Below are 25,333 nucleotides of genomic sequence, written 5' to 3'. Positions count from 1 at the left end.
GCGCGGGAGGCGAGCGGCTCGGTGCGGGTACGGTCGGCGGGTCAGTCGAGGCCGCGGGCGATCAGCGTGTCGGCGAACCCGTCGGCGGTACGTAGCGCCGCGATGACCACCGGCGCGACGAGAATCCGTGCGCCGGGACGCAACCCGCGCGCCTTGCGGGCCTCGTCGACCTGCGCCACCACCTCGACCATGAGCGGGATGGACCGGATGGCCAGAGCCAGCGCCAGCGCGATGTGATCGACCCGCACTCCTCGCCGGGCCAGCGGCCGAAGCGCGGTGACGACGGCGTCGAGAATCGCCGAGGTCCTGGTGGTGAGGGTGACCGCGGCGGCCATCGCCACCGATGCCGCGAGAACGGCGCAGACGACCAGGGCACGTTGCCAATCGGTGAAGATCACCTGGAAGACGAAGACGAACACCACCACCCAGACGACCGGGCGCATCTGGCGCCACGCCTCACGCGGCCGGATGCCGCCGAGAGCGAACACGCCGACCACCCCGAGCGCGAGGAACCCGACCGCGGCCGGCGTCCGTACGGTGATGCTGACGGCGAGGATCGCCGCACCCAGCCCGAGCAGTTTGAGCCCTGCAGGAAGCCGATGCAGTGGTGAATGACCCGGCCGATAGACACCGAGGGCCGTCATGTCATCAGCCGACGGTAAGCGGCGACCGCCGCGGCGGGCTCGTCGTCGGCGACGACGCGGCCCTCGTCGAGCACGATGACCCGGTCGTAGTCGGCGACCATATCCAGATCGTGTGTGAGCACCACCAGTTGTTCGTCCAGCGTCGTGAACACCGTGCGCAGCATCGCGCTGTTGCGGAGATCCAGCAGCGTGGTCGGTTCGTCGGCGACCAGCACCGATGGCCCGGTCACGAGCACCGAGGCCAGCGCGAGTAGCTGTTTTTGGCCACCCGAGAGCCGGTGTGCGGGGTGGTCGGCGTGATCGGCCAGCCCGAACTGCGCGAGCACCGCCGCGGCGCGCGCCGACCGCTCAGCGCGGTCGCGGACGGTACGGGTGAGGGAGAGCTCGATGTCCTCGATGACGGTCGGCATGATGATCTGTCGATCGGGATCGCTGAAGATGAACCCGACCTCTTTGCGGACCCGACGTTTCTCCCGGGCAGCGTCGATCCCGTTGACCGTCACCGAACCGCGGTCGGGGACCACCAGCGCGTTGATCATTCGCGCCAGGGTCGACTTGCCGCTGCCGTTGGCGCCGATGATCCCGATCCGCCGCTCGCTCAGGGTGAGATCGATGTCGTCGAGCACGACCCGGCCCTCGTAGGCGTGGCCGACACCACGGAATTCGATCATCGATCTGATTCGCTCACCGACGTCGGGTCAGTGGCCGCGGCGCAGCCGGATCGGGGCGATCAGTCCCGGGTAGGCGCGGTGCACCTGAGCGGCCACCAGCGCCGCGATCACAGCCTTGGCGATGTCGCCGGGAATGTAGATGCCGTTGGTGGAGATGGCCGCCCACAGCGACAGATCGGTGCGCAGCAGCAACCCGATGACGCCGCACGCGTAGATCACCACCATGCCGCCGACGATGTTGATGCCGACGCCCCACACGATGCGATAACGCGGCATCATGGCCGCGGTAGCCAGCCCGATCACCAGTACGGCGGGCAGAAAGCCCACGAAGAAGCCGGCCGTCGGCGAGGACAGTGCGACCAGCCCGCTGCGTCCACCGGCCAGGATGGGTAGCCCGGCGATAGCCAGTACGGCGAAGATGATCACCGCGAGCGTGCCCTTGCGGGGGCCGAGGATGGAACCCGCCAGCATCACACCGAGGGTCTGCAGGGTGATGGGCACACCCGAGGCCCCGATGGTGATGGTGCCAGGTAGTCCAAGGGCCGCGATCAGCGCGGCGAACACGGCGGCCTGCGTCAGATCGGCCACCGACAGTGAAAAACGGCGTGAGGATGATGGCGCGCCGGTGGTCGAAGACATGCCTGCATTATGTCTGGCGACGTTGATCACTAAACTCCCTGGGGTGACAGATTCTTCTTCCGCACCCCTTCCCGACGGTCCTCGCCCGGTGCTCGTCATCGACTTCGGTGCGCAGTACGCGCAGCTGATCGCCCGGCGGGTGCGTGAGGCGCGGATCTATTCGGAGGTCATCTCGCACGACGCGCCGCTCGCGGAGTTCGAGGCCCGCAAACCGCTGGCACTGATCCTGTCGGGTGGGCCGGCGTCGGTGTACGCCGAAGATGCGCCCGCCCTCGACCCGGGTGTCTTCGACCTGGGGGTCCCGGTGTTCGGCATCTGCTACGGGTTCCAGGCCATGGCCCGCCAGCTCGGTGGGGAGGTGGCCAACACCGGCGGGCGTGAGTTCGGTCGGACCACGCTGACGGTGACCGGTGACGGAGTGCTGCACGAGGGACTGACCGAGACGCAGCCGGTGTGGATGAGCCACAACGATGCGGTGCAGCAGCCCCCGGAGGGTTTCATCGTCACCGGATCGACCCCGGGCGCGCCGGTGGCCGCGTTCGAGTGCGTCGACCGTCAAATGGCGGGTGTCCAATATCACCCGGAGGTACTGCACACGCCCCACGGTCAGCAGGTGCTGACGCGCTTTCTCTACGAGATCGCCGGCCTCGAGGCGACCTGGACCGCGGCCAACATCGCCGATGCGCTCATCGACGCGGTGGCCGATCAGATCGGCGACGGATTGGCCATTTGCGGACTGTCGGGCGGCGTCGACTCCGCGGTGGCAGCTGCCTTGGTGCAGCGGGCCATCGGCGATCGGTTGACCTGCGTGTTCGTTGACCACGGGTTGTTGCGGGCAGGCGAGCGGGAGCAGGTACAGCACGATTTCGTCGGCGCGACCGGCGCGAAGCTCGTCACCGTGGACGCGGCCGACACCTTCTTGTCCGAACTCGCCGGTGTCAGCGACCCGGAGACCAAACGCAAGATCATCGGTCGCGAGTTCATCAGATCCTTCGAAGGTGCGGTCACCGACGTGCTCGGTGATCACGCGTCCGATGGTGCCAAGGTCGAGTACCTGGTCCAGGGGACCTTGTACCCCGATGTCGTCGAGTCCGGTGGCGGGAGCGGTACGGCCAACATCAAGAGTCACCACAACGTCGGTGGCCTCCCCGAGGATCTGGAGTTCTCGCTGGTCGAGCCCTTGCGGCTGCTGTTCAAAGATGAGGTCCGGGCGGTCGGGCGGGAACTAGGTCTGCCCGAGGAGATCGTGGGGCGCCAGCCCTTCCCAGGCCCGGGTCTGGCCATCCGGATCGTCGGCGAGGTCACCGCCGATCGTCTGGCGATGTTGCGCAAGGCCGACCTCATCGCCCGCGAGGAACTCACCGCCGCCGGCCTCGACGGTCAGATCTGGCAGTGCCCGGTGGTGTTGCTGGCCGATGTGCGCAGTGTGGGGGTGCAGGGCGACGGCCGCACGTATGGCCATCCGATCGTGCTGCGCCCGGTGTCCAGTGAGGACGCGATGACCGCGGACTGGACCCGGGTGCCCTACGAGGTGCTCGAACTCATCTCGACCCGCATCACCAACGAGGTGCCCGACGTGAACCGGGTGGTTCTCGACGTCACGAGCAAGCCGCCGGGCACCATCGAGTGGGAGTGACTCCGGTCGATGGCGACCAATGGGTCATCGTCGTCGTGACGACAGTGCGCCGGTGACGATGAGCAGCAGGCCGATCACCAGGCCGGTGGCGACCGCGATCCAGCCGAGGTCGCCGGCCGACGGTAGGTCCGGGCCACCGGCCAGTCCCCACGCCGCGACCGACAGGGCGGCGATCCCGAGCAGGACCAGACCTGGCGCGCGGTGCCGGGTATCGCTGCTTCCGGTGGTGCGGAGATCGGTGTCGTCGTCGTTCATCGGGTCACCTCCACATGTCCCACGTTGGTGTGCGCATCGATGGTGAGCACGGGTCCGTCGGTACCGTCGCGGCCGCCGTCGAGTCCGTCTGGGCAGACATAGTCGCCGACGTTCGCATCGCAGTTGGCGCTTATGTTGGTGTTCTCGCCCACCAGTACCTCGATCTCGCCGACGCCGTTTCGCAGTTCCACAGTGCGATCGGCGGTGATGTCCACACCGCGCAGGTCGAGCACCATCTTGCCCATCGTGAGGGAATAGGCGTCGTCGATGTCGGATTCCGCGATCGGTGTCCACGTCCGCTCACCGACGCCTCCCGACGGCAGGTTCAGATGTCCGATACTGGTGGTCGCGATAATGGCGACGCCCAGGATCAGGGCGATCGGCACCAACCCGGCACTGTGCCCGCCGGCGTTGCGACGGCGTAGACCCGCATAGATCAGGCCGCCACCCACCACCGCGAGGGCCATCGAGACGATGCGTGCCGGGGTGAACCAGTCGACGCCGACCTGATGCAGTGCGGCACCGGCCGCGGCGACGATCACCGCGAGGCCGATCACCACGAGGGTCAGCGGCGAACGGCGTTGCGAGCGATGGTCGATCGCCTGTTCGGTGGTGGGTTCGGGCAGATCCCAAGCGAACCGGGCGGTGCCCAGCGGATCCCAGGCCGGTGGGGTACGGCGCAACTCGTCGGTCGCGAAAACCTCTGTCGGTCCGGCGTCGGTCGGGGCGGCAGGCCCTGTGCCGGAAGCGCGTTGGGAGGCGACGTCAGGTGCTCCGGCCGTGAATGCCCCGGGCCCGAACGCCGATTGCCCGGGAGGAGAGGTCGACGGACCTGCGGGTGGTGCGGCAGAACCGGGTGAGTTCGTCGGGGTGGCGGGAGCGGCACCGCTCGGACCGGTCATCATCGCCCGTGGAATCCACGGCTGCAGTGGGCCATCGGTGCGGGCCGCGACCACGTCGGGCGTGACCGGGTGATGAGTGTCGACGCTGGTGCCCGCCGGAGGCTCCGGTGTGCGCTGGTAGAGCAGCCACCAGCCCAGCAGCATCAGTGCTGCGCCGAGGAGGCCACCAGAACTCCACGTGGTGTTGGGGCCGAATGAGGTGAGCACGATGATCGCGAGCACGATCAGCAGGATCAGCTGTGGATTGCGGTGACGCCGATGGCGCGAATGTTCTTGCGTGGGGCCGTGGATGAACTCGCCGTGCCGAATCGAGCCGAGCTCGTCGTGCTGCTTGTTCTCACTCGGCGTGGCCACCCACGCGGCGATGTACAGCACGAGGCCACTACCGCCGAACAGCGTCGCCACCACGAATGCGATCTTGACCAGCGTCGGGTCCACGCGGTATCGCGCGCCGATGCCGGCACACACACCGGCGACGGTGCGGTTGGTGCTCGGTCGAATCGGCCGGGTCGCCCACAACCCCTCGAACTGCTTGGTGTCCATGGTCTCCATCGTGGCGACTCGGACGTGCCACCACATCGGGGGAGGACCCTGAGAAAGTCCCTGATGTGCGGGGCGGGTCGGTCGTGCCACTATCGAGGTGTGAGTGGTTCCCCCGTGCCCGCGGCCTCGAGCCCGTCGACGTCGGCCCAGTTGCCGACGCCGCGACTGATGCGTCGCGACGGCGGTCGGGTCATCGCCGGGGTCGCGGGAGGCATCGCCGATCACCTCGGTGTGGACGCCTTCCGCGTGCGGGTGGTGTTCATGGTGCTTGCCGCGCTCGCCGGAGCCGGTGTGCTCGCCTACGGGCTGCTGTGGTTCTTCTGTCCGCCCGGTCGCGACACCGCACCGCCCGGACCTGGTGAGCGTCGGCAGGCCTATGGCCTCGCGCTGGTCGGGCTGGTCGCGATGTCGGTGGTCGGCTTCGCCACCTCCGGCACGCCGGCGGCCTATCTGGTCCCGTTCGTCTTCGTGGTGATCGGTGCGAGCCTTGTGTGGCGGGAGTTCGACACCTCGCACAGCACACCCCGCACCCCGTTGCTCACCTGGACGCGCTTCATCGGCGGCGCATTGTTGGTGATCGGCGGTCTGGTGGTGATCGTGCTGGCCGGCGACCGGTCGTTCGGGGGCTTGTCGACGACGTTGCTCGCGGTGGTCGCCACCCTGATCGGGGTGGTACTGCTGACCGTGCCACTGTGGATGCGGATGTGGCGCGCGCTCAATGAGGAACGGGCCGCACGCATCCGTAACGCCGAACGCGAGGAGATCGCCTCGCATCTGCACGACTCCGTGTTGCAGACGCTCGCGTTGATCCAGAAGCAGGCGGGCAGACCGGAGGAGGTCGCCCGGCTCGCGCGAAGTCAGGAACGTGAACTGCGCGGCTGGTTGTTCGGTGATCCCGCCCAACGCGCGGGTTCGCTGTCGGCGAGTTTGCAGGAGGTCGGCGCGGAGGTCGAGGACCACTACGGCATCGAGGTCGGTGTGATCACGGTCGGCGACCTGCGCCCGGAGGATGAACCCGCTGCGCAGCGACGCCGCTGGGCGGCGTTGGTGGCGGCGACACGCGAGGCCTTGATCAACGCCGCCAAGCATTCCGGGGAGCGCAAGGTGGATGTCTACGGGGAGGTGACCGACGACCAGGTCGAGGTGTTCGTGCGCGATCGGGGCATCGGTTTCGACCCCGAACTCGTCGATGGCGATCGGCACGGCATCACCCGTTCGATCACCGCCCGGATGCATCGCGCAGACGGGGAGGCCACCATCGATTCGGCGCCCGGACGTGGCACCAACGTCCGGCTCGTTATGCCCCGCGAATCCGGTGGGGGACACGCCGATCCCGACGGCAGTTCGGTGGATAAGGGTGCCGGACAGACGGGTTCGGCAGGAACCGCAGACAATACAAGTGGCGCGGGCCGGCCCTCACATCTCGACGCAGGACAGACCAGGGAGGCATCGTGACGACGGAATCCACGGACGCGGCGGTGTGTCGGATCTTTCTGGTCGACGACCATGCGGTGTTTCGTTCCGGCGTGCGAGCCGAGCTGTCCTCGGAGCCGGGTCTGGCGATCGCGGGCGAGGCGGGCACGGTGGCCGAGGCGGTGGCGGGCATCCTCGCCGTAGCGCCCGACGTCGTTCTGCTCGACGTGCACATGCCGTCGGGCGGAGGGGTGGCCGTGTTGCGTGGGGTCACCGACGCGATCATCGATGGCCCGCCGCCGGTGTTCTTGGCGCTCAGCGTGTCCGACGCCGCCGAGGATGTCATTGCGACGATCCGGGCCGGTGCGCGTGGCTATGTCACCAAGACCATCGACGGGGCGGCGCTCGCCGACGCCGTGCGGAGGGTCTCCGATGGGGATGCGGTGTTCAGTCCGCGCCTGGCCGGATTCGTGCTCGACTCGTTCACCGGCAAGTCCGCTGCGCCCGAGCCGCCTCTCGATCCGGAACTCGACTCGCTGACCAAGCGGGAACTCGAGGTGCTACGGCTGCTGGCGCGCGGTTACACCTACCGGGAGATCGCCGACGAGCTGTTCATCTCGATCAAGACGGTCGAGACGCATGCCTCCAACGTGTTGCGCAAGACCCAACAGTCCAACCGAAACGCGTTGACCCGATGGGCGGCCACCCGCCACATCGGCTAGCCCCAGCACTCCGGGCCGTTCACCCGGCTACGACGAGGATCAGCACCACCACGACGATCAGCGCGAGGACCGCACCGATGCCGACGGCGAGCATCGTCGGCGACAATCCCGACGGGCCTGAGCGCCCCAGCCCGGTCCGGTCCGAGGGCTGATGGGTCCCGGATTCTGTCGCCGTCGACACCGCCGACACCCGGTCGTCGGCGTGCGGGGAGGCAGCGGGCGGTCGGGTTGGCAGCGGTCCCCCGACCGGGAGGTGGGTGCCGGTGGGATGCGTTCGTGGTGGACGCGGCGATCGCTGGGCCCATGTGGGCAGTCCGCCATCCGGTGTGGTGATCGGGCTGGTCAGCACGTGGCGGACCGAACCACGTTCACCCGCAGCGACTTCGGCGAGCAGGTCGCGTGCCTGGGCCATGGTCGGTCGCCGCGACGGGCTCGGTTCCAGCAGCCGTAGCAGTACCGGCTCGACTGCGCCGGCCCGCGTCATCGGGTTGATGCGGGCGCGAGCGACCTTGTGCAGCAGGGCAAGTGAATCGTCGTCTACGCCGAACGGCGGTTGTCCCTCGACCAGGGTGTAGACCGTTGCGCCGAGTGAATACACATCCGACGCCTCGGTGGGTTCGGCGCCACGGGCAACCTCGGGTGCGAAGTATGCCGGCGTCCCGGTGATCACACCGGAGCCGTGCAGACTGACCTCGTCCTTGAGGCGGGAGATCCCGAAGTCGGTGATCTTGACCAGACCGGCGGTGCGGCCGGTGGTGGTCACGAGCAGATTGCCCGGTTTGATGTCACGGTGGATGATGCCGGCGGTGTGTGCGGTGGCCATGGCGTCGGCCACCTGGGCGCCGATCTGCGCCGCTTGTCGTACATCGAGAGTCTTTGTGGTGTGCAGGATCTGCGCGACGCTGCGGGATGGGAGATACTCCATCACCAGCCAGGGCTCACCGCTGTCGAGGGCGACGTCGTGCATCGCGATGGCGTTGCGATGGACGAGTTTGGCGGCTATCCGACCCTCGCGCATGGCGCGTTGGCGGATGTTCTCGGCGGTTTCTTCGCTGAGGCCCTCGGTGGAGACCACTTGCTTGACCGCGACGTCCCGGTCGAACAGCTGATCGCGGGCCAGCCAGACCGCGCCCATGCCGCCGCCGCCGATGCGTGACCGCAATCGATACCGTCCGGCGACCAGATACTGGGGACCGGGCGTGCGATGGTGGTCCGGGGTGGTCGGCATAGGCTGCATGATAGTCGTGCCGTCGAGACAGGGTGCGACGCTTGACAGCGTCATCGCACATATGTTCGACTTCGGGTATGCGGTGGTCCGATCAGGGGGTCGGGGTCGACGACGGTGCTCTGCCCGGCTTGGGAAAGGCGGGTCTGGTGCGGTCGGTGCAGACCCCTGAGTTCGAGGGAGTCACGTTCCACGAGGTGCTCGCCAAGAGTGCGCTCAATCAGGTTCCCGACGCCGCGAATCTGCCGTTCCGTTTCACTGTCAACACCTTTCGCGGCTGCACGCACGCTTGTCGATACTGTTTTGCCCGGCCGACCCATGAGTACCTGGATCTCGACGCCGGCCGTGACTTCGACAGCCAGGTGGTGGTGAAGCTCAATGTCGCCGCGGTGCTGCGCAAGGAACTGCGGCGGCGATCGTGGACCCGGGAGACCGTTGCGCTGGGGACCAACACCGACCCCTATCAGCGCGCCGAGGGACGTTATCGGCTGATGCCGGGGGTGATCTCGGCGCTTGCGGAGTCCGCGACACCCTTCTCGATCCTGACCAAGGGCACGTTGTTGCGTCGCGATCTGCCGTTGTTGCGGCAGGCGGCGCAGAAGGTGCCGGTGAGCATCGGGATCTCACTGGCCTTCTATGATGCCGAGCTGCAGAAGGCGATCGAACCGGGCACACCCTCGCCCAAGGCAAGGCTGGAGCTGATCCGGGCGGTGGCCGATGCGGGATTCGCGCCGCATGTGATGGTCGCGCCGGTGATCCCGTATCTGACCGACTCGGTGTCTCATCTCGAGAGCCTGATCGCGGCCCTCGCCGATGCCGGTGCCGCCGGTGTCACCGCCTTCCCGATGCATCTGCGCGGCGCTACGAAGCCGTGGTTTCTGGAGTGGCTGGCTGCCGAGCATCCGGCGCTGGTGCGTCGGTACCGCGGCCTCTACGGCCGGGGTGCCTATGTGACCCCGGAGTACTCGGCGTGGTTGGCCGCTCGGATGCGCCCCCTCGTCGAACGTCACGGGTTGTCGGGTGCGGCCGGCCTGCGGGCCGCGGCGTCGGCCGGTGCCCCTGCCCCCGGTCCGACGCCAGAGGCGCTCACCCTCTTCTGAGTTCCGCCGTGCCGCGTCCCGGCCGTGCGCGTCGCCGCCGTGCTTCGCGTGCTCGATGTCGGCGCTCCTCCGTGTGTTGCGGGGGCGTCTGGGTTCTGGGTGGAACAACGATCGGGCGCATGCCGCTGACCTCGCGCGTTGCGGTTGTCGGTGGTGCGCCCTAGTATCGGAATCACTCGAAAACATGTTCGAACGCACGTGCATCTTCCCGGCGCGCTATTGCGGAAAGTCGCTGGTAGGAGGCTGTATGAGTGTGTCGTTGGAGGTTTCCGAGAACGGTTCGGAGAACCCCCGTGTCCGCCGTTCGACAGACGGTGAACTGGACCGTCTCCGGCGTCGGATCGCGGCGATGTCGGGGCAGCCGGACCGGCCGGCGATGCGGGTGTCCGATCCGTCCGACGAGGTCCTGCCGGTCCCGGCCGCGATCGCCGATCTGTTGCCGCGCGGTGGCCTGGGACGCGGTGGTGTGCTCACGGTCGATGGCGCGCGGTCGGTGTTACTGGCGGTGATCGCATCGGTGAGCGGCGCGGGATGTCAGGTGGGACTGGTGGGTATGCCGCACCTCAACCTGGGGGCGGTGACCGGACTCGGCGGCGATCTGGCCCGTATCGCCACGGTGCCAGAGCCGGGTGTCGACCCGGTCGAGGTGGCCGGCGTGCTACTCGACGGGATGGATCTGGTCGTGCTGGATCTGGCCGGCGCCGCGGTGCCGCCCGCGCGGACCCGGGTGATGATGGGACGGCTGCGTAAACAGAAGTCGGTGCTGCTGATCACCGGTGGTTCCTGGCCGGGTGCGCACCTGCGTCTGGTGACCGAGGTCGTCACCTACCGGCATCTACCGGGTGCCGATTCCGCAGACCTGGCGACGGCGCGGCCGGGGGTCGGCCGGATCGGTGGGATGACCCTTCGGCTGACGGTCGCCGATCGCGGTGCGCGTCGTGTGGTCGGCGAGATCGAGATGCGAACAAGCGGATACGGTGCGGGCCGGCAGGTGGAACTGGCTGCGTCATCGACCGGCCCCCGCTTGGCGGTGGCGAACTGATGTCCGAGCTGACCACGGCACCGGAGCTCGGCTCACCGGAACCACCGGGAGCGTCGCAGGCATCGGGAGCGTCGGAGAAGCGCATCCTTGCCTTGTGGTGCCCGGACTGGCCTGCGACCGCGGCGGCGATCGCCGCGGATCTGCCGCCACATCACCCGGTCGCCGTTCTCCACGCCAATCGGGTGGTGGCCTGTTCGGCGCCGGCGCGGATGGCCGGGGTGCGGCGTGGCATGCGTAAGCGGCAGGCGCAGTCGGCCTGTCCGGAGATGACGGTGATGGCCGGCGACGACCACCGGGATGGTCGGGTGTTCGAGCCGGTGGTCGCGATGGTGGCAGATCTGGTGCCCGTCGTCGAGGTGTTGCGGCCGGGGCTGCTGGTGGTGCCCGCGGGGAGGGCCGCCCGGTATTTCGGGGACGAGCACGTGCTGGTCGAGAAGCTGATCGATGCGGTGGCGGCGGGCGGGGTGGAGGTCCAGGGCGGGATCGCCGACGAGTTGTTCACCGCCGTGCTGGCTGCCCGTGGTGGGCATCATGTGCCGCCGGGCGGTGACGCTGCGTATCTGGCCGATCGACCTGTCGGCGACCTCGCGGTGGAGCCGAGCCTGAGCGATCCGGCTCGTGTCGAGCTGGTGGAACTGCTGCGCAGACTGGGGATCTCCACCATCGGGGCCTTCGCGATGATGTCGGTCCGCGACGTCGCCACCCGGTTCGCCGCCGACGCGGTGGTGGCTCATCGGTTGGCCAACGCCGCACCCGGCAGGCCGCCTTCGGGACAGGTTGCCCCGGCCGACCTGATCATCGAGCACCGGTGTGATCCGCCGATCGACCGGGTGGACTCGGCTGCTTTTCTCGGGCGCCGACTGGCCGACGAACTGGCCGGACGTCTGGCGGCGGCGTCGGCGGCGTGTACCCGGCTCACCGTGGAAGCGGTCACCGAACGAGGGCAGCGCCATGCCCGGACCTGGCGGTGTGCGCAACCGCTGACACCGGAGGCCACCGCCGACCGAATCCGATGGCAACTCGAGGGGTGGCTGACCGGCGGGCGTCCCGGGGCCGACGACCGACCGGATTCCCCGGTGGTACTGCTGCGTCTCGAGCCCATCGAGGTGGTCGGTGCGGGTACGTTGCAATACTCGTTGAGCGGCAACGGTTTACCCGAGGACCCGGAGATCGGTGAACGGGCCCGGCGCGCTCTTGTGCGGGTTCAGGGTCTGCTCGGCGGCGATGCCGTGCAGCTTCCCGTCACGAGCGGAGGCCGCGGCCCCGCGGACCAGATCACCCTGGTGGCGCTCGGCGAGGAGCGGCTCCCGTCACGGGATCCGGCGGCACCATGGCCGGGTGGACTACCCCAACCGACCCCGGCGGTGCTGATGGCGACACCGATCCAGGTGTTGGACATGCTGGGCACCCCGGTGGAGGTCACCGGTCGGGGCGGTTTCTCCGCCGAGCCCACCACGATTCAGATGGCGTCGGACGGTCGGCGACGACGCAGCTGGGAACTGCGGTGGTGGGCCGGACCGTGGCCGAGCGGGCTCGACGACGATGACCCCACCGGGATGACCGCCCGAGCTCAGGTGCTGCTCGATGATTCGCGTGCCCTGCTCCTGTGCTATCGGGCGCGGAGCTGGGTGGTGGAGGGAGTGTATGAGTGATGTGGTCAGCTGTTGGCGCCGCGGGCGATCACCGGCCATCGGTCCGCAGGTCCATCGGCCATCGGCACGATGAGTTCATCGACCAGATTGACTGCGGTACACACATGATTGGGCACCATACGCACCGTCGTGCCGGGATCGGGGATCAACACTGCCGGGTGGTCGATCGGAAAGTCGATGACTGCGTGGTGTTCCGACAGCGAGGTGACGACAGCCGTCGGGGCGTCGAGGAGGCGACCGAACCCCGATGCCCAGGCGGGTCGGTCCGCGCCCACGATCTTGCTGCCCGCATCGATGACGATCCGGGTACCGCTGCGGTGTACCACGGTGGCGATCGCCGTCAGCGCGACATCGTCGGCGGTGCACGACCCGAGCTCGAGCTGCTGTGCATCGTTGAACGGGTAGACCCCGGGGCGGATCTCGGTGAGCACCTCGGCGCTCGCGAAGCCGATCGTCGGGGTGGAGCCGCCGCTGCGCACCACCGGGTCGATCCCGCTGTCGCGCAGTGATCGGGCTGCCTGCGTCAGGGCCTCGAACTCGTCTTCGGCGGCGCGTCGACGGGCCGGGCCGGGGCCGTAGCCGTGGCCGGGGAAGGTGAACACGCCGACGACGTGCAGCCCGAGGTCGTCGGCAGCGCGGGCAAGGGCTCCGGCTTTGTCGGCGACAACTCCGGTCCGGTGCTGACCGGAGTCGACCTCCACGACCACCTCCACCGGGACATCCGCCAACACGGCAGCGAGTTGTCGTGCACCGGCCACCGAGTCGATCGCCAGGCGCAGCCGGGTTCGGCGGGCGAGTGAACGCAGCCGTGCACCCTTGTGCTCGGTGACCCACAAGGGGTAGGCGATGAACAGGTCGGAGACCGTCGGCGCCAGAGCGTCGGCGAAGGCTTCCGCCTCGCCGATCGTCGCCACCGTCAGGCCCACTGCGCCGGAATCGATTTGGCGTCGGGCGAGCTGTGCACACTTGTGGGTCTTGGCATGGGGCCGAAGGTCGATGCCGAGCTCGCGTGCGCGATCGGCGACCGCGGTGAGGTTGCGGTCGAGGCGAGCGAGGTCGACCGACAGGAAGGGCGTGTCGTCGGCCATCGGCTCATCTGTCATGGACGACGATCGTAGCCGGTGGCCTGTCCGAGTGCGGCGGCCGATTCGCCGAACAGCAGGTATTCCTGGTGCAGGAGCCGCGCGGTCAGACCCGGAGCGATCCGATGCCCGAACTCGGCCAGTGACCCCATCGCGGAGTTGATCCGGCGCGGGCGGTCGACGATGCCATGCAGCACCCGCGACGCCGCTTTGTCCACGCCCCAGACGCCGGCCTGGTCCTCATAGGCCTCGGTCGGAGCGATCATGCGGGTGCGGACCAGTGGTAGCCGGACATTGGTGAATGTCACGTGATCGGACAGGGTCTCGACCCCGACGACATCACTGAAGGCCTCCAGCGCCGCTTTCGACGCCGCATACGCACCGAACCGAGCCGTTCTGGACTGCACCGCGATGGAGGTCACGTTCACGATATGGCCGGATTGCCGGGCCACCATATGTGGTAGCAGCGCGAGGATCAGGTTGACCGCACCGAAGTAGTTGACCGCCATGACCCGCTGGTAGTCGTGCATCCGATCGGTGGCGTTGATGGTGGCCCGGCGGATGGAGCGACCCGCGTTGTTCACCAGCACGTCCACGTGATCATGTTCGGCGAGAACTCTTTTGACCATGCCGGTGACGGATTCGGTGTCGGTGACGTCGCATTGATAGGCGCTCACGCGGCCGGGAGGCACCCCGTCCTTGCTAGGGGTCGCGGCGAGTTCGGACACGGCCGCATCGAGTCCCGCCGGATCTCGTGCCACGATCATCACGTTCGCGCCGCGGGCCAGACACATCCGGGCCGCAGCCTTGCCGATTCCCGCCGAGCCGCCGGTGATCAGGATGTTCTTGCCGACCAGCGGCCCGCGTGGATCCTGGCGCCGATGTCGTGCGGGGTCGAGGTGTTCGGCCCAGTAGGACCACAGCCGTGGCCCGTACTCCTCGAGGTCGGGCAGCGTGATGCCGAGACCGTGCAGAACGGTGGCAGTGGCGTCCGCACGGAAGTCCGCGGTCAGTGCGACGGTGTCCAGCAGCGCCGGCGGGACACCCTGCTGGGTGGCCAGTAGATCGCGGCCGACCCGCAGCGGACCGGTTCCCGCCAACCGCAGCATCGGTTCGACCATGGCGTTCGGCACCACGGTGTGCCCGCGCGGTCCGTCGAATCCCGGTGCGATCGCGTTGTACATGTCGGTGATCGTCCGTCGCCGTGGGTCGGCGAGGTGATGGACGAGGCCGCTGTGTTCCGGATCGAGCGCGCACAGCGCGACGAGCGAGGCGACCACATAGTCGACCGGGACGATGTTGGTGTTTCCCAGATCGGGCATCGGCAGTGGCAGCGACGAGGGCAGCGCGCCGAGCAGTTGCAGGTGGCCGAAGAAGTAGTAGGGTCCGTCGACCTTGTCCATCTCACCGGTACGGGAGTCGCCGACCACCACCGACGGACGATAGATGCGCCAGCGCAACCCTTCTCGGTTGCGAACCAGACGCTCGGCCTCGAACTTGGTGCGGTGATACGGCGTGGGGAACCCCTGACCGGTGTCGAAGTCGTCCTCGGTGTAGGTGCCGCGATGATCGCCGGCCACCGCGATAGACGAGACATGGTGCAGAAGCGCGTCGGCGGCCATCGCGAAGTCGGCCACGCGTGCGGTGCCCTCGACGTTGGCGGTGTGCTGCACATCGGCGTCCGCGGTCATGTCGTAGATGGCCGCGAGATGGATGACGTGATCGATGTCGGGCAGTTCGTCGGCGTCGAGGCCGAGTCCGGCAGCAGTGAGATCGCCGACCACCGGCAGGACGCGTCCCGTGCTGTCGGCGGAGGCCAGGAATTCGCTGAACCGCGACAGCGTCGCGCCCCGTACCAGCGCGATGATCCGTGTGTCGGACTCGACGGCCAGGAGGCGTTCGATGACCCGACGGCCGATGAAGCCGGAACCGCCGGTGATGAAGTACGTCGTCATGGGTATGGATCCGATCTCGAGGGGATACTGGACCAGGCGATGAGTTCTTACTTCACGGTAAGAACGCTGTTGATAGACAGGGTGACACTTACATTGACGAATGGCAACATCGGTGAACACGCATGTCGGCCCGAGGTCGACGCCGATCGTCGCGGCATCGACGACCTGGTGGCCGCGGCGTTCGGCCGTCGGGCGGAAGCGGATCTGGTCAGCGCGCTGAGGCGCGACCGCGCCGCCTGGATTCCGCAGCTGTCGTTCGTGGCCGTCGACGACGCAGACTGCGTCGCGGCGTACGCGCTGTTGACGCGCTGCCGGGTGGGCGACCGGGCGGCACTGGCGCTGGCGCCGTGCGCGGTGTGGCCGTCGATGCAGAACTCCGGACTCGGGACACTGGTCACGCGAGCTGCGCTCGACGCCGCACGTGGGCGGGTCGAGGCCGGCGCCGAGGAGAACCTCGTCGTGGTCCTCGGGCATCCGGGGTTCTATCCGCGATTCGGATTCCGGCGCGCGTCGGAGGTCGGCGTCGCCGCGCCGTTCGAGGTCCCCGACGAGGCGCTGATGTTTCTGGCTCTCGACCCGACCCGTTCGACGCCCGCGGGGATGATCGACTATCCGCCCGCCTTCGGGGTGTGAGTCCGCGCTTGATTCATCGAACGCATGTTCGATAAACTCCCTCGGTGGGTTGGGATCAAGGACCGCCGACATGGTCGGAGATGGAGCGGGTGCTCTCCGGTCGTGCGCCGGACGGACGACGTCCGGGCGAGGCCTTCGGTCCCGGTGACAACGCCGGTGACGGCAACGACAGTCCGGCGTGGTCGCGCAAGCGGGGGGCCTACCGCGCCGACGGGGTCGAACGGGGCCGATCGTCGGTGCCATTCGCCGAACTGCATGCGCACAGCGCCTACAGCTTCCTCGATGGTGCCTCGATGCCCGAGGAGATGGTGGAGGAGGCGCAACGTCTCGGCCTGTCCGCACTGGCCCTGACCGATCACGACGGTTTCTACGGGATCGTGCGATTCGCCGAGGCGGCACGCGAATTCGAGCTGCCCACGGTGTTCGGTGCCGAACTCTCCCTGGAACCCGACGCCGCGCGGACCGGCGTCCCTGATCCGCCGGGTGAGCATCTGCTGGTACTCGCCCGTGACAGCGAAGGATATCGGCGGCTGTCGCGGACCATCGCCGACGCGCACATGCGTGCGGGGGAGAAGGGGTTGCTGCGCTATGACTCCGATGCCCTGCCGGACATGGCAGGTGGACACTGGTTGATCCTCACCGGATGCCGGAAAGGAGCGGTGCGCCGCGCGTTGGATCGGGGTGGTCCGCAGGCGGCGCGAGATGCGCTGGCCGGGCTGGTGCAGCGGTACGGGGTCGATGACGTCGTCGTGGAACTCACCGCGCAGGGGTTGCCCGACGACGATGAACGCAACGCGGTCCTGGCCGGGTTGGCCGGCGAGTTCGGGCTGGCGACGGTGGCGACCACCGGTGCGCATTTCGCCGGTCCGCGGCGACGTCGACTGGCCACGGCCGTTGCCGCGGTCCGTGCCCGCACCGATATCGAGACCATCGACGGCTGGCTGCCGGGGGTGGGCGGAGCACATCTACGCAGCGGCGACGAGATGGCCCGGTTGCTGCCGGGCCACCCGGAGGCCATCGACAACGCGGTCGGTCTGGCGACCGACTGCGCGTTCCGGCTCGGTCTGATCGCGCCGCAGCTACCGCCGTTCGATGTACCCGCCGGGCACACCGAGAACAGCTGGTTGCGGGAGAAGGCGATGGCCGGGGCGTTGCGTCGCTACGGCCCGCCGAGTGCTCATCCGCAGGCTTACCGGCAGATCGAGCACGAACTCGCCATCATCGAGACCCTCACCTTCCCGGGTTATTTCCTGGTGGTCGCCGACATCGTCGATTTCTGCAAGGCCAACGACATCCTGTGTCAGGGCCGTGGCAGCGCGGCGAACTCCGCGGTCTGCTATGCCCTCGGGATCACCAATGTCGATCCGGTGGCCAACAAGTTGCTGTTCGAGCGGTTTCTCGCGCCGGAGCGGGACGGTCCGCCGGATATCGACGTGGACATCGAATCCGACCGCCGCGAAGAGGCGATTCAGTACGTCTACCGCCGATACGGTCGCGACTACAGCGCGCAGGTCGCCAACGTCATCACCTATCGCGGTAAGTCCGCCGTTCGGGACATGTCGCGGGCACTGGGATATGCGACCGGCCAGCAGGACGCCTGGAGTCGCGCGCCCGACGAGGCGCCTGCCGACGTCACCCGACTCGCCGGCGAAATCCTGGGTATGCCAAGACATCTGGGTATCCACTCGGGTGGGATGGTGATCTGTGACCGGCCGATCGCCGACGTGTGTCCCACGGAGTGGGCGCGGATGGCCGACCGCAGTGTCCTGCAGTGGGACAAGGACGACTGCGCCGCGATCGGTCTGGTGAAATTCGATCTGCTCGGTCTGGGGATGCTCTCGGCGTTGCATTACGCGATCGATCTGGTGGCCGAGCACAAGGGGATCGAGGTCGACCTCGCCACACTCGACCTCACCGAGCCCGAGGTGTACGAGATGCTCTGTCGCGCAGATTCGGTCGGCGTCTTCCAGGTGGAGTCGCGTGCTCAGATGGCCACCCTGCCGCGGCTGCGACCGCGTACCTTCTACGACCTGGTGGTGGAGGTCGCGCTGATCCGTCCCGGTCCCATCCAGGGTGGGTCGGTGCACCCCTACATCCGGCGCCGCAATGGTGCCGAGGAACCCACCGTCGAACATCCGTCGATGCGTAAGGCGCTCGACCGGACCCTGGGGGTGCCGTTGTTCCAGGAGCAGCTGATGCAGTTGGCGGTCGATGTGGCCGGATTCGACGCGTCGGAGGCCGACCAGTTGCGGCGTGCGATGGGGTCCAAGCGCTCACCGGAACGGATGGAGCGGCTGCGTCGGCGGTTCTACGCCGGGATGCAGGAACTGCACGGGATCACCGGGGAGATGGCCGACCGCATCTTCGAGAAGATGGCGGCATTCGCGAATTTCGGTTTCCCGGAGAGTCATTCGCAGAGCTTTGCGTCGCTGGTGTTCTATTCGTCGTGGTTCAAGCTGCACCATCCGGCCGCGTTCTGCGCGGCGCTGCTACGGGCGCAGCCGATGGGTTTCTACTCGCCGCAATCGCTGGTCGCCGATGCCCGGCGTCACGGTGTGCGGGTTCATCGACCCGACATCAACAGGTCGTTGGCGCATGCGACCCTGGAGAACGCGGGCCTCGAGGTCCGTCTGGGTCTGGGTGGAGTGCGTGGCGTCGGTGCCGACGTTGCCGACCGGATCGTCGAATGTCGCACTCGAGAAGGGGATTTCGCCGACATCGCGGATGTTTCCCGGCGGGCCGGTCTGACGGTCGCGCAACTCGAGGGGCTCGCCGGTGCAGATGCGTTCGGCTGTTTCGGGATGAGTCGGCGGCAAGCGCTCTGGGAGGCCGGGGCGGCCGCGACGGTCCGCTCGGATCAACTGCCACTCGAGGCGGCTGCCCCCACGCCGACGCTTCCGGGGCTTTCGGATGTGGAACTCGCGGCCACCGACGCGTGGGCCACCGGGATCACCCCGACGTCGTATCCGACCCAGTTCCTGCGGCCGCGGTTGGCGGCGATGGGCGTGATCCCCGCGGATGGTCTTTTGACGGTCGCCGACGGTTCGCGCGTCCTGGTGGCCGGTGCGGTGACTCATCGACAGCGTCCGGCCACCGCGTCCGGCGTGACGTTCATCAACCTGGAGGACGAAACCGGAATGGTCAATGTGGTGTGCTCGGTCGGGCTGTGGACGCGGCACCGGAATCTGGCACACTCGGCCTCGGCGTTGCTGATCCGGGGCACCGTGCAGAATGCCGAGGGGGCGGTGACGGTGGTGGCAGAGCGTTTGCAGCGCTTGGATCTTCGAGTGGGAACACGTTCGCGTGACTGGCACTGACACATACTGGCCCGAGGATGGAAGTAGGGAAACCGTCATGGGGAAACAGATCGTGGTGACCGTGAAGCCGGGCAGCCGCAAAGGGCCGTTGGTGGAGACGAATCCGGCGGGATCGATGACCGTCTACGTGCGCGAGCCGGCAGCGGAGGGACGGGCCAACAAGGCGGTCGCCGAGATCCTCGCCGACCATCTCAGGGTGCCCAAAAGTCGCATCGCACTCGTGGGCGGCGCGACATCGCGCACCAAACGGTTCCGCATCGACTGAGGTGCGCGCCGCGTCCCTCACACCGCGCCGGTGAACCCGTTCTGCCGCCAGGCCTCGTACACGACGATGCTGGCGGCGTTGGCCAGGTTGTGCGACCGACGACCGTCGAGCATCGGAATCCGCAGACGGTCGGTGATCTGCGGTTGGTCGAGGACGTCGTCGGACAGGCCGGTCGGCTCGGGACCGAACAGCAACACGTCGCCGGGCCGATAGTCGACGTCGGTGTGATAGCGCGAGGTGTGGGCGGTGAATGCGAACACCCGTTCCGGCTGCAGCGTCTCCCATGCCGCCGTCAGATCGGGATGTACTGTCACGGTCGCCATCTCGTGGTAGTCGAGTCCGGCTCGTTTCACCTGTGCATCGGACATGTCGAATCCCAGCGGCTCGATGAGGTGCAACTCGCACCCCGTGTTGGCGGCCAGCCGGATCGCGTTGCCGGTATTCGGCGGAATGCACGGCTGATAGAACATGATGCGGAACATGATCGGCGAGTCTAGCCAGTGTCGCGAGTCCAGAACTTCTGGCCGCAGCTTCTGCTTCCGGTCGCAGTTTAGGCCCCAAGCCGGAACCCGGAACTGCGGCCAAAACGGTTACGGGTCGAGCGTGAAGGGGGTGTTGGCGCCGCAGAGGACCACGCACAGTGTGGTGTCTGGTGCGGCGGTGACCTGGCCGGTGCAGATGGCGGCGACCGCAGACGCGGTGCCGTGTTCCACCAGGATCCGGTAGTCGGTCCACAGCATCCGACGAGCCGCGATCAGGTCGGCATCCGACACCGTCACGCTGGTCACCTCGCGGCCGGCGATCGTGGCCCAGCAGATGTCGCCGAGGCGGGTGGCACCCAGGGAATCGGCCGCGACACTGTCCAGCTCCACCGGTACCGGTCGGCCGGCGTCGATGGCCTGGTGCAGACACGACGCCCCGATCGGTTCGACCCCGACCATCCGGTCACCGGGTCCCGTCGCGGCGGTCATGCCGCCGAGCAGTCCGCCCCCACCGACACAGACCACGCAGGTCAGCGGACCGTCCACGTCCTCGGCGAGCTCGAGACCGATGGTCCCGGCACCGGCAACGATGTCGGGCAGGTCATAGGCGTGCAGTGCCGGCGCACCGGAGCGCCGGATCATCTGCGCAGCCGCGTCGGCCGCGTCCTGGTAGCGCCGACCGATCAAATGAACATCAGCGCCCAACGCTCGCAGCCGCTCCACTTTCACCGTCGGCGCGGTCTCGGGGATTACAACGGTGCAGCGGCAACCGGCGATCCGGCCCGCCCAGGCCGCGCCGATCGCGGCATTGCCGCCCGAGGCCACCAGCACGCCGGCATCGTCGAGTCGTCCATCGTTTGCGGCATGCAGGACCGCGTTGAGGCTGCCGCGCGCCTTGAAGCACCCGCCGAGCTGCAGATACTCCAGCTTGATGACCACCTCGACGGGCCCGTCCACCGTGGGCAGTGCAGTTCGAAGCGTCGGCGTGCGCCGCAGATGCCCCGCGATCCGGTCTTGTGCCGCGATGACATCGGCTCGGGTCACGGCGTCGTTCGACATCGGATGAGTGTCCACGTCCGGTCACGCTAGTCGGAGTGGAACAATGGTCTCCCGTGACCGCGATACGACTAGACGGCAAGGCCACTCGCGACGAGATCTTCACCGACCTCGGAGCCCGCGTGGAGAAGTTGCGGGCCGCCGGCATCACCCCGGGCCTCGGCACGGTCCTCGTCGGTGACCACCCCGGATCGCAGTCGTATGTGAAGGGCAAGCACTCCGACTGCGCGCGGATCGGGGTGGCCTCGATCCGCAAGGACCTGCCGGCGGACGCGACAACCGAGGAACTCAACGCGGCCATCGACGATCTCAACGCCGATCCGGCATGTACCGGCTACATCGTGCAGTTGCCCTTGCCGCGGCACCTCGACGAGAACGCGGCACTCGAGCGGATCGATCCCGACAAGGACGCCGACGGTCTGCATCCCATCAACCTCGGGCGACTGGTTCTCGGCAAGGAGGCGACGCTGCCGTGTACGCCGCGCGGCGTCGTGCATCTGCTGCGGCGATACGACATCCCGATCGCCGGGGCGCGGGTCACCGTGATCGGGCGCGGCGTCACCATCGGTCGCCCGATCGGGCTGTTGCTGACCCGCCGCAGTGAGAACGCCACTGTCACGCTCTGTCACACCGGCACGCGTGACCTCGCGGCGGAAGTTGCCCGCGCCGACATCGTCGTGGCCGCCGCCGGCGTGCCGCACCTGATCACCGCGGACATGGTGAAGCCGGGTGCCGCCGTCATCGACGTGGGCGTCAGCCGCACGGATGCCGGACTCACCGGCGATGTGGCTCCCGACGTATGGGAGGTGGCCGGACACGTGTCGCCCAACCCCGGTGGCGTCGGGCCGCTGACTCGCGCGTTTTTGCTGGTCAATGTGGTGGAACGGGCAGAGGCGCAGCTGGCCGAACGGGCCCGGGTGGGAACGTCGGGGTGACGCCGGCCGACCGGGACCCTACGGCCCGCGGCTCCGTCACCAGGGTCCGGCGTGGCCGCAACGCAGCGCGGTTGCGCCGCTACCTGGTGCAGATTCCGTACTTCGTCGTGTTGCTCGGTCTGCTCGCCGCAGCGGTGCTCGTGTTGTTCGACCGCTGGCGTCGCGGCGCTTTCGTCTTCGGGTCGGTCTTGCTGCTCGGTGCCGTGTTACGTGCCTTCATTCCAACCTCAAGAGTGGGATTGTTGCAGGTCAGAAGTAAATTCTTTGACGTCGCCGTGATGGCGTCGGTGGGCTCGCTGATCTTGTGGCTGGCGACGTCCATCGATCCGTTGGGCACAGATTGATTACAATAGAGATCAACATGTGACCTGACGGCCCCCGACCGGGGACAACACAGCTGGAGAAAACGCATCACTTCGACGATCACCACCGACGACTCGACCACCGCCGACACCTACACGTCGATGGGTGTGTCCGCAGGCGAGGGCATGATCCATTTCGTCCTGCTCACCCGCGACGACGTGGGTCGCAACGTGGTCGACACCCGGGTCATCGACATCGATCGAAGCGACGGCCTCGACATGGCGGGTCGCGTGAACGCCGGCATTGACCTCATGCTCACCGCTGCCCGGGACGCCGGTCGGCGTGTCGGACCCATCGGCGTTGCAGCGCGCACCGCCAAGCAGCGGCGCGATCTGGCCTCGCGGGGCAGCGGTCCGCGTCGTCAGATCCATCTCGTCGACGAGGGCGACGCTGTGGTGGCCTATCTGTCGGCAAGCGGGCGAATCGACCGCTACGCGTCGGTCGTGGTGGCCGATTGCGGTGATACGGGGATGTCGCTCTACACCGTGGATCCGTCCTCGCAACGCATCTCGGCGCCGATGCGCTCGCGTGCGCTGGCCGGCCGTGACGTGGACCGGGCGCTCGTGGCCGAGCTGACCGCTGAAGACACCCACCGCGACAGTCACCTGGCGCGCGGCCGTCGCAGCGCACTCCTCGCGGCCTGCCGCGCCGCCAAAGAAGAGGTCACTCCGCACGGTGACGATTCGGTCGTGCTGGCCGAAGGCCGCGGTCATCCTCGCCTCACCAGCGCCGTGATGGAGCGGGCTCTCGCTCCGATGGTCGCCGAGGCCCGTGCGGTGATCACGCGCTATCTGTCCGAGAGTGCGGTGCGTGACGCCCGCCCGGAAGCCGTCGTGCTGGTCGGTGGCATCGCGAATCTGCCGGCCGTGCGTGCCATGCTCGACACGGCCCGCGTCGAGGTGGTGGTGCCCGACGCCCCGGAACTCGCGGCATCGGTCGGCGCGGCGATTGCGGCCCGGGCACAAACCTCGGCGGCAACCTCGCGATTGGCGTTCATCGGTGGGCGGCGCAACCGGGAATGGCTCTCGGCCACTCCGCTGGCGGTGGTGGGGGCGATCCTCGCGGCTGCGACGATGACGATCTATGCGGTGAGTTCATCGTTGGCGGGTCACAACGCCCCGGCGCCGTCACCGATACCGCCGGTCGCCACATCCATCGAGTCGGAGACGTCCACGACGACCGCCCAGACGTCGAGCACCACCACCGCCGCCGCACCGGCGCCGCGGACCCCGCAGCTCCAACCTGAACCGATGGTGCCGACGACGCAGCAGCCGCAACCGCGGTGGGACGAATCGCCGGGATGGGCGACCACGGAACTGCCGCCGACCGCAGAGTCGGGCCCCGCCACGTCGACACCGACACGCACGCTGCTGCCGTATCCGCTGCCGTCGTTGCCGTGGCCGCCGGGCACCCGCCCCACCCCGACCCTGCCGGAGTTCATCCCACCGGGACTGCTGCCGCAGTCGTCCACGCAGGCGCCACCCGCAGCACCGGTGACGCCGACCACGACGACGCCGGCACCGCGGCGCGCGGCTCCGGAGGATGCGGCGCCGGTGTCCACGACCACACCGACCACGACAACGCCGACCCCGGTCCGGTAGCGCCGATCAGGCCGACCGCCATCGGGTCGGGTCGGGTCTCAGGTTCGGGCGATCTCTGCCGTGCGCTTGAGAAGGTCACTGATCGCGTCGAATTCGGTCAGGAAACCGTCGTGACCGTTGTCGGAGTGCAGCACCTGCAGACCCCCGACGCAGTTGCCGAGTTGCTCGGCGAGTTCTTCCTGCAGCCGTATCGGATACAGGCGGTCCGACGCGATCCCACCGACGATCACCGGAACCTGGCAGGCACCCAGGACGTCCTCGACGCGGCCCCGGTTGCGGCCGACGTCGTGATGGTTGAGCACCTCGCTGAGTACGACGTAGCTGCCGGCGTCGAAGCGTTGGGTCAGCTTGTCCGCCTGATGCTGCAGGTAACTGTCGGCGGAGTAGCGACCACCGTGCAGGGGTTGTTCGTCGGCCTGGGGATGGTTGGCGAAGCGACGATCGAGTTCCACCTCACCCCGATAGGTGAGATGGGCGATCCGCCGGGCCACACCCAGTCCGGCGGTGGGAGCACGGCCCGTGCGGTGATAATCGCCGTTCTGCCATGCGGGATCAGCCTGGATCGCGGCGATCTGAGTGGTCTGGGTGCCGATCTGATCGGCAGTCGCCCGGGCCCCGACCGCGAGCACCAGTGCGCTGCGCACCATCTCCGGATATTCGATGGCCCACTCGAGCGCCCGCGCGCCGCCCATCGACCCGCCGACCACCGAGCCGATTCCGGTGATCCCCAGGTGATCCATCAGGATTCGTTCGGCGCGAACCTGATCGAGCACCGTGATCTGCGGAAAGCGAGAGCCCCACGGCCGCCCGTCCGGGGCCGGCGATGCAGGTCCGGTGGAGCCGCGACATCCGCCGAGCACGTTGGCCGAGATGACACACCATTCGTCGGTGTCGATGGCGAGTCCGGGGCCGATCAGCCCGTCCCACCATCCAGCGGTCGGGTGCTCGTCGTCGGCGGGGCCGGTGACGTGTGAGTCACCGGTCAGCGCGTGCAGGGTGAGGATGACGTTGTCGCGGGTGGGCGACAATGTCCCCCAGCGCTGGAAGGCCAGGGTGACATCGTCGAGCCGTTGGCCGTTGTCGAGAGATACCGCACCGATGCGGACACTGGACATCGCCCCGTCCGGCATCTGCTCCCAGTCGGGGCGATCAGCGGGCTGGGTTTGCGGTTCGATACTCACCGACACAATTCACTCACTC

The 25,333-nt window shown here is 68.1% G+C and carries 23 protein-coding genes; 12 read left to right on the top strand and 11 right to left on the bottom strand.

What is annotated here, in order from left to right; genetic code table 11:
• Positions 1-41 precede the first annotated feature (41 nt).
• Genes VX037_RS10335 through VX037_RS10325 form a run of 3 tightly spaced genes read right to left on the bottom strand, consistent with a single transcriptional unit; the run spans position 42 to position 1,954 of the window.
• Positions 42-644 carry an energy-coupling factor transporter transmembrane component T family protein gene (locus tag VX037_RS10335; protein ID WP_266059572.1) on the bottom strand — a complete coding sequence of 201 codons (603 nt, stop codon included), beginning with the start codon at positions 642-644 and terminating at the stop codon, positions 42-44.
• Positions 641-1,315 carry an energy-coupling factor ABC transporter ATP-binding protein gene (locus VX037_RS10330; RefSeq protein WP_287016420.1) on the bottom strand — a complete coding sequence of 225 codons (675 nt, stop codon included), beginning with the start codon at positions 1,313-1,315 and terminating at the stop codon, positions 641-643. Before VX037_RS10330 ends, VX037_RS10335 begins: the two co-directional genes overlap by 4 nt.
• A gap of 27 nt (positions 1,316-1,342) precedes the next feature.
• Positions 1,343-1,954 (bottom strand): biotin transporter BioY, encoded by a 612-nt coding sequence (locus VX037_RS10325; protein ID WP_266059569.1) that lies wholly within the window; start codon positions 1,952-1,954, stop codon positions 1,343-1,345.
• 43 nt (positions 1,955-1,997) lie between these two features.
• On the opposite strand from VX037_RS10325, the gene guaA reads away from it, so the two are divergent.
• Positions 1,998-3,590 carry a glutamine-hydrolyzing GMP synthase gene (gene guaA / locus VX037_RS10320; RefSeq protein ID WP_266059567.1) on the top strand — a complete coding sequence of 531 codons (1,593 nt, stop codon included), beginning with the start codon at positions 1,998-2,000 and terminating at the stop codon, positions 3,588-3,590.
• Between the two features lie 24 nt (positions 3,591-3,614).
• On the opposite strand, the gene VX037_RS10315 is transcribed toward guaA, so the two are convergent.
• Together VX037_RS10315 and VX037_RS10310 are read right to left on the bottom strand one after the other, a co-directional pair.
• Complete coding sequence (locus VX037_RS10315) at positions 3,615-3,845, bottom strand: hypothetical protein (RefSeq protein WP_287016421.1); 231 nt, start codon at positions 3,843-3,845, stop codon at positions 3,615-3,617.
• Positions 3,842-5,290: a PspC domain-containing protein gene (locus tag VX037_RS10310; protein WP_328714138.1), complete on the bottom strand. Its 1,449-nt coding sequence runs from the start codon at positions 5,288-5,290 to the stop codon at positions 3,842-3,844. Before VX037_RS10310 ends, VX037_RS10315 begins: the two co-directional genes overlap by 4 nt.
• A gap of 168 nt (positions 5,291-5,458) precedes the next feature.
• Between VX037_RS10310 and VX037_RS10305 the strand changes: the two genes are divergently transcribed.
• Complete coding sequence (locus tag VX037_RS10305; protein ID WP_287016460.1) at positions 5,459-6,745, top strand: ATP-binding protein; 1,287 nt, start codon at positions 5,459-5,461, stop codon at positions 6,743-6,745.
• Positions 6,742-7,425 carry a response regulator transcription factor gene (locus tag VX037_RS10300; protein WP_328714137.1) on the top strand — a complete coding sequence of 228 codons (684 nt, stop codon included), beginning with the start codon at positions 6,742-6,744 and terminating at the stop codon, positions 7,423-7,425. The genes VX037_RS10305 and VX037_RS10300 overlap by 4 nt, the downstream gene beginning before the upstream one ends.
• 19 nt (positions 7,426-7,444) lie before the next feature.
• On the opposite strand, the gene VX037_RS10295 is transcribed toward VX037_RS10300, so the two are convergent.
• Positions 7,445-8,653, bottom strand: a complete 1,209-nt coding sequence (locus tag VX037_RS10295; protein WP_287016424.1) for a serine/threonine-protein kinase — start codon at positions 8,651-8,653, stop codon at positions 7,445-7,447.
• A 77-nt stretch (positions 8,654-8,730) separates the two neighbouring features.
• On the opposite strand from VX037_RS10295, the gene VX037_RS10290 reads away from it, so the two are divergent.
• The 3 genes from VX037_RS10290 (at position 8,731) to VX037_RS10280 (ending at position 12,444) form a co-directional block, all read left to right on the top strand.
• Positions 8,731-9,750 (top strand): Rv2578c family radical SAM protein, encoded by a 1,020-nt coding sequence (locus VX037_RS10290; protein ID WP_235723714.1) that lies wholly within the window; start codon positions 8,731-8,733, stop codon positions 9,748-9,750.
• A gap of 247 nt (positions 9,751-9,997) precedes the next feature.
• Complete coding sequence (locus VX037_RS10285) at positions 9,998-10,792, top strand: hypothetical protein (RefSeq protein ID WP_328714135.1); 795 nt, start codon at positions 9,998-10,000, stop codon at positions 10,790-10,792.
• Positions 10,792-12,444: a DNA polymerase Y family protein gene (locus VX037_RS10280; protein ID WP_287016425.1), complete on the top strand. Its 1,653-nt coding sequence runs from the start codon at positions 10,792-10,794 to the stop codon at positions 12,442-12,444. Before VX037_RS10285 ends, VX037_RS10280 begins: the two co-directional genes overlap by 1 nt.
• Before the next feature lie 5 nt (positions 12,445-12,449).
• Here VX037_RS10280 and VX037_RS10275 read toward each other — a convergent pair whose 3' ends face one another.
• Complete coding sequence (locus VX037_RS10275) at positions 12,450-13,547, bottom strand: alanine racemase (protein WP_328714133.1); 1,098 nt, start codon at positions 13,545-13,547, stop codon at positions 12,450-12,452.
• Positions 13,544-15,481: an SDR family oxidoreductase gene (locus tag VX037_RS10270; protein ID WP_328714131.1), complete on the bottom strand. Its 1,938-nt coding sequence runs from the start codon at positions 15,479-15,481 to the stop codon at positions 13,544-13,546. The genes VX037_RS10275 and VX037_RS10270 overlap by 4 nt, the downstream gene beginning before the upstream one ends.
• A 93-nt stretch (positions 15,482-15,574) precedes the next feature.
• On the opposite strand from VX037_RS10270, the gene VX037_RS10265 reads away from it, so the two are divergent.
• The 3 genes from VX037_RS10265 to VX037_RS10255 are packed head-to-tail and all read left to right on the top strand — an operon-like array spanning position 15,575 to position 19,696.
• Entirely contained in the window at positions 15,575-16,114 is a 540-nt protein-coding gene (locus VX037_RS10265) for a GNAT family N-acetyltransferase (protein ID WP_266059558.1), read from the top strand.
• Between the two features lie 44 nt (positions 16,115-16,158).
• Positions 16,159-19,431, top strand: a complete 3,273-nt coding sequence (locus VX037_RS10260) for an error-prone DNA polymerase (RefSeq protein WP_266059557.1) — start codon at positions 16,159-16,161, stop codon at positions 19,429-19,431.
• 37 nt (positions 19,432-19,468) lie between these two features.
• Positions 19,469-19,696 carry a DUF167 domain-containing protein gene (locus tag VX037_RS10255; protein WP_266059556.1) on the top strand — a complete coding sequence of 76 codons (228 nt, stop codon included), beginning with the start codon at positions 19,469-19,471 and terminating at the stop codon, positions 19,694-19,696.
• 17 nt (positions 19,697-19,713) lie between these two features.
• On the opposite strand, the gene VX037_RS10250 is transcribed toward VX037_RS10255, so the two are convergent.
• Complete coding sequence (locus VX037_RS10250) at positions 19,714-20,178, bottom strand: tRNA (cytidine(34)-2'-O)-methyltransferase (RefSeq protein ID WP_235723722.1); 465 nt, start codon at positions 20,176-20,178, stop codon at positions 19,714-19,716.
• Between the two features lie 108 nt (positions 20,179-20,286).
• Complete coding sequence (locus VX037_RS10245) at positions 20,287-21,237, bottom strand: serine/threonine dehydratase (RefSeq protein WP_287016429.1); 951 nt, start codon at positions 21,235-21,237, stop codon at positions 20,287-20,289.
• 53 nt (positions 21,238-21,290) lie between these two features.
• Here VX037_RS10245 and VX037_RS10240 point away from each other — a divergent pair, with 53 nt between their 5' ends.
• From VX037_RS10240 to VX037_RS10230, 3 genes are all read left to right on the top strand, one after another.
• Positions 21,291-22,169, top strand: coding sequence for a bifunctional methylenetetrahydrofolate dehydrogenase/methenyltetrahydrofolate cyclohydrolase (locus VX037_RS10240; protein WP_235723724.1), 879 nt, complete (start codon positions 21,291-21,293; stop codon positions 22,167-22,169).
• Positions 22,166-22,513: a DUF3017 domain-containing protein gene (locus tag VX037_RS10235; protein ID WP_372475002.1), complete on the top strand. Its 348-nt coding sequence runs from the start codon at positions 22,166-22,168 to the stop codon at positions 22,511-22,513. The genes VX037_RS10240 and VX037_RS10235 overlap by 4 nt, the downstream gene beginning before the upstream one ends.
• A gap of 120 nt (positions 22,514-22,633) precedes the next feature.
• On the top strand, positions 22,634-24,133 hold the full coding sequence (locus VX037_RS10230; protein ID WP_328714129.1) for an Hsp70 family protein: 1,500 nt from the start codon (positions 22,634-22,636) through the stop codon (positions 24,131-24,133).
• A 38-nt stretch (positions 24,134-24,171) separates the two neighbouring features.
• On the opposite strand, the gene metX is transcribed toward VX037_RS10230, so the two are convergent.
• Entirely contained in the window at positions 24,172-25,320 is a 1,149-nt protein-coding gene (gene metX, locus VX037_RS10225) for a homoserine O-acetyltransferase MetX (RefSeq protein WP_235723726.1), read from the bottom strand.
• Positions 25,321-25,333 lie beyond the last annotated feature (13 nt).

Source organism: Gordonia sp. Z-3 (assembly GCF_036233855.1).
GTDB classification, from domain to species: Bacteria; Actinomycetota; Actinomycetes; order Mycobacteriales; family Mycobacteriaceae; genus Gordonia; species Gordonia tangerina.
This window is presented reverse-complemented; position numbering and strand designations above follow the sequence as displayed.

Excerpts from the sequence above, each read along its gene's own strand:
- VX037_RS10335 (WP_266059572.1), bottom strand. The coding sequence starts at position 644 with ATGACGGCCCTCGGTGTCTATCGGCCGGGTCATTCACCACTGCATCGG.
- VX037_RS10330 (WP_287016420.1), bottom strand. The coding sequence starts at position 1,315 with ATGATCGAATTCCGTGGTGTCGGCCACGCCTACGAGGGCCGGGTCGTG.
- VX037_RS10325 (WP_266059569.1), bottom strand. The coding sequence starts at position 1,954 with ATGTCTTCGACCACCGGCGCGCCATCATCCTCACGCCGTTTTTCACTG.
- VX037_RS10315 (WP_287016421.1), bottom strand. The coding sequence starts at position 3,845 with ATGAACGACGACGACACCGATCTCCGCACCACCGGAAGCAGCGATACC.
- VX037_RS10310 (WP_328714138.1), bottom strand. The coding sequence starts at position 5,290 with ATGGACACCAAGCAGTTCGAGGGGTTGTGGGCGACCCGGCCGATTCGA.
- VX037_RS10305 (WP_287016460.1), top strand. The coding sequence starts at position 5,459 with ATGCGTCGCGACGGCGGTCGGGTCATCGCCGGGGTCGCGGGAGGCATC.
- VX037_RS10295 (WP_287016424.1), bottom strand. The coding sequence starts at position 8,653 with ATGCCGACCACCCCGGACCACCATCGCACGCCCGGTCCCCAGTATCTG.
- VX037_RS10290 (WP_235723714.1), top strand. The coding sequence starts at position 8,731 with ATGCGGTGGTCCGATCAGGGGGTCGGGGTCGACGACGGTGCTCTGCCC.
- VX037_RS10285 (WP_328714135.1), top strand. The coding sequence starts at position 9,998 with ATGAGTGTGTCGTTGGAGGTTTCCGAGAACGGTTCGGAGAACCCCCGT.
- VX037_RS10280 (WP_287016425.1), top strand. The coding sequence starts at position 10,792 with ATGTCCGAGCTGACCACGGCACCGGAGCTCGGCTCACCGGAACCACCG.
- VX037_RS10275 (WP_328714133.1), bottom strand. The coding sequence starts at position 13,547 with ATGACAGATGAGCCGATGGCCGACGACACGCCCTTCCTGTCGGTCGAC.
- VX037_RS10270 (WP_328714131.1), bottom strand. The coding sequence starts at position 15,481 with ATGACGACGTACTTCATCACCGGCGGTTCCGGCTTCATCGGCCGTCGG.
- VX037_RS10255 (WP_266059556.1), top strand. The coding sequence starts at position 19,469 with ATGGGGAAACAGATCGTGGTGACCGTGAAGCCGGGCAGCCGCAAAGGG.
- VX037_RS10250 (WP_235723722.1), bottom strand. The coding sequence starts at position 20,178 with ATGTTCCGCATCATGTTCTATCAGCCGTGCATTCCGCCGAATACCGGC.
- VX037_RS10245 (WP_287016429.1), bottom strand. The coding sequence starts at position 21,237 with ATGTCGAACGACGCCGTGACCCGAGCCGATGTCATCGCGGCACAAGAC.
- VX037_RS10230 (WP_328714129.1), top strand. The coding sequence starts at position 22,634 with ATGGGTGTGTCCGCAGGCGAGGGCATGATCCATTTCGTCCTGCTCACC.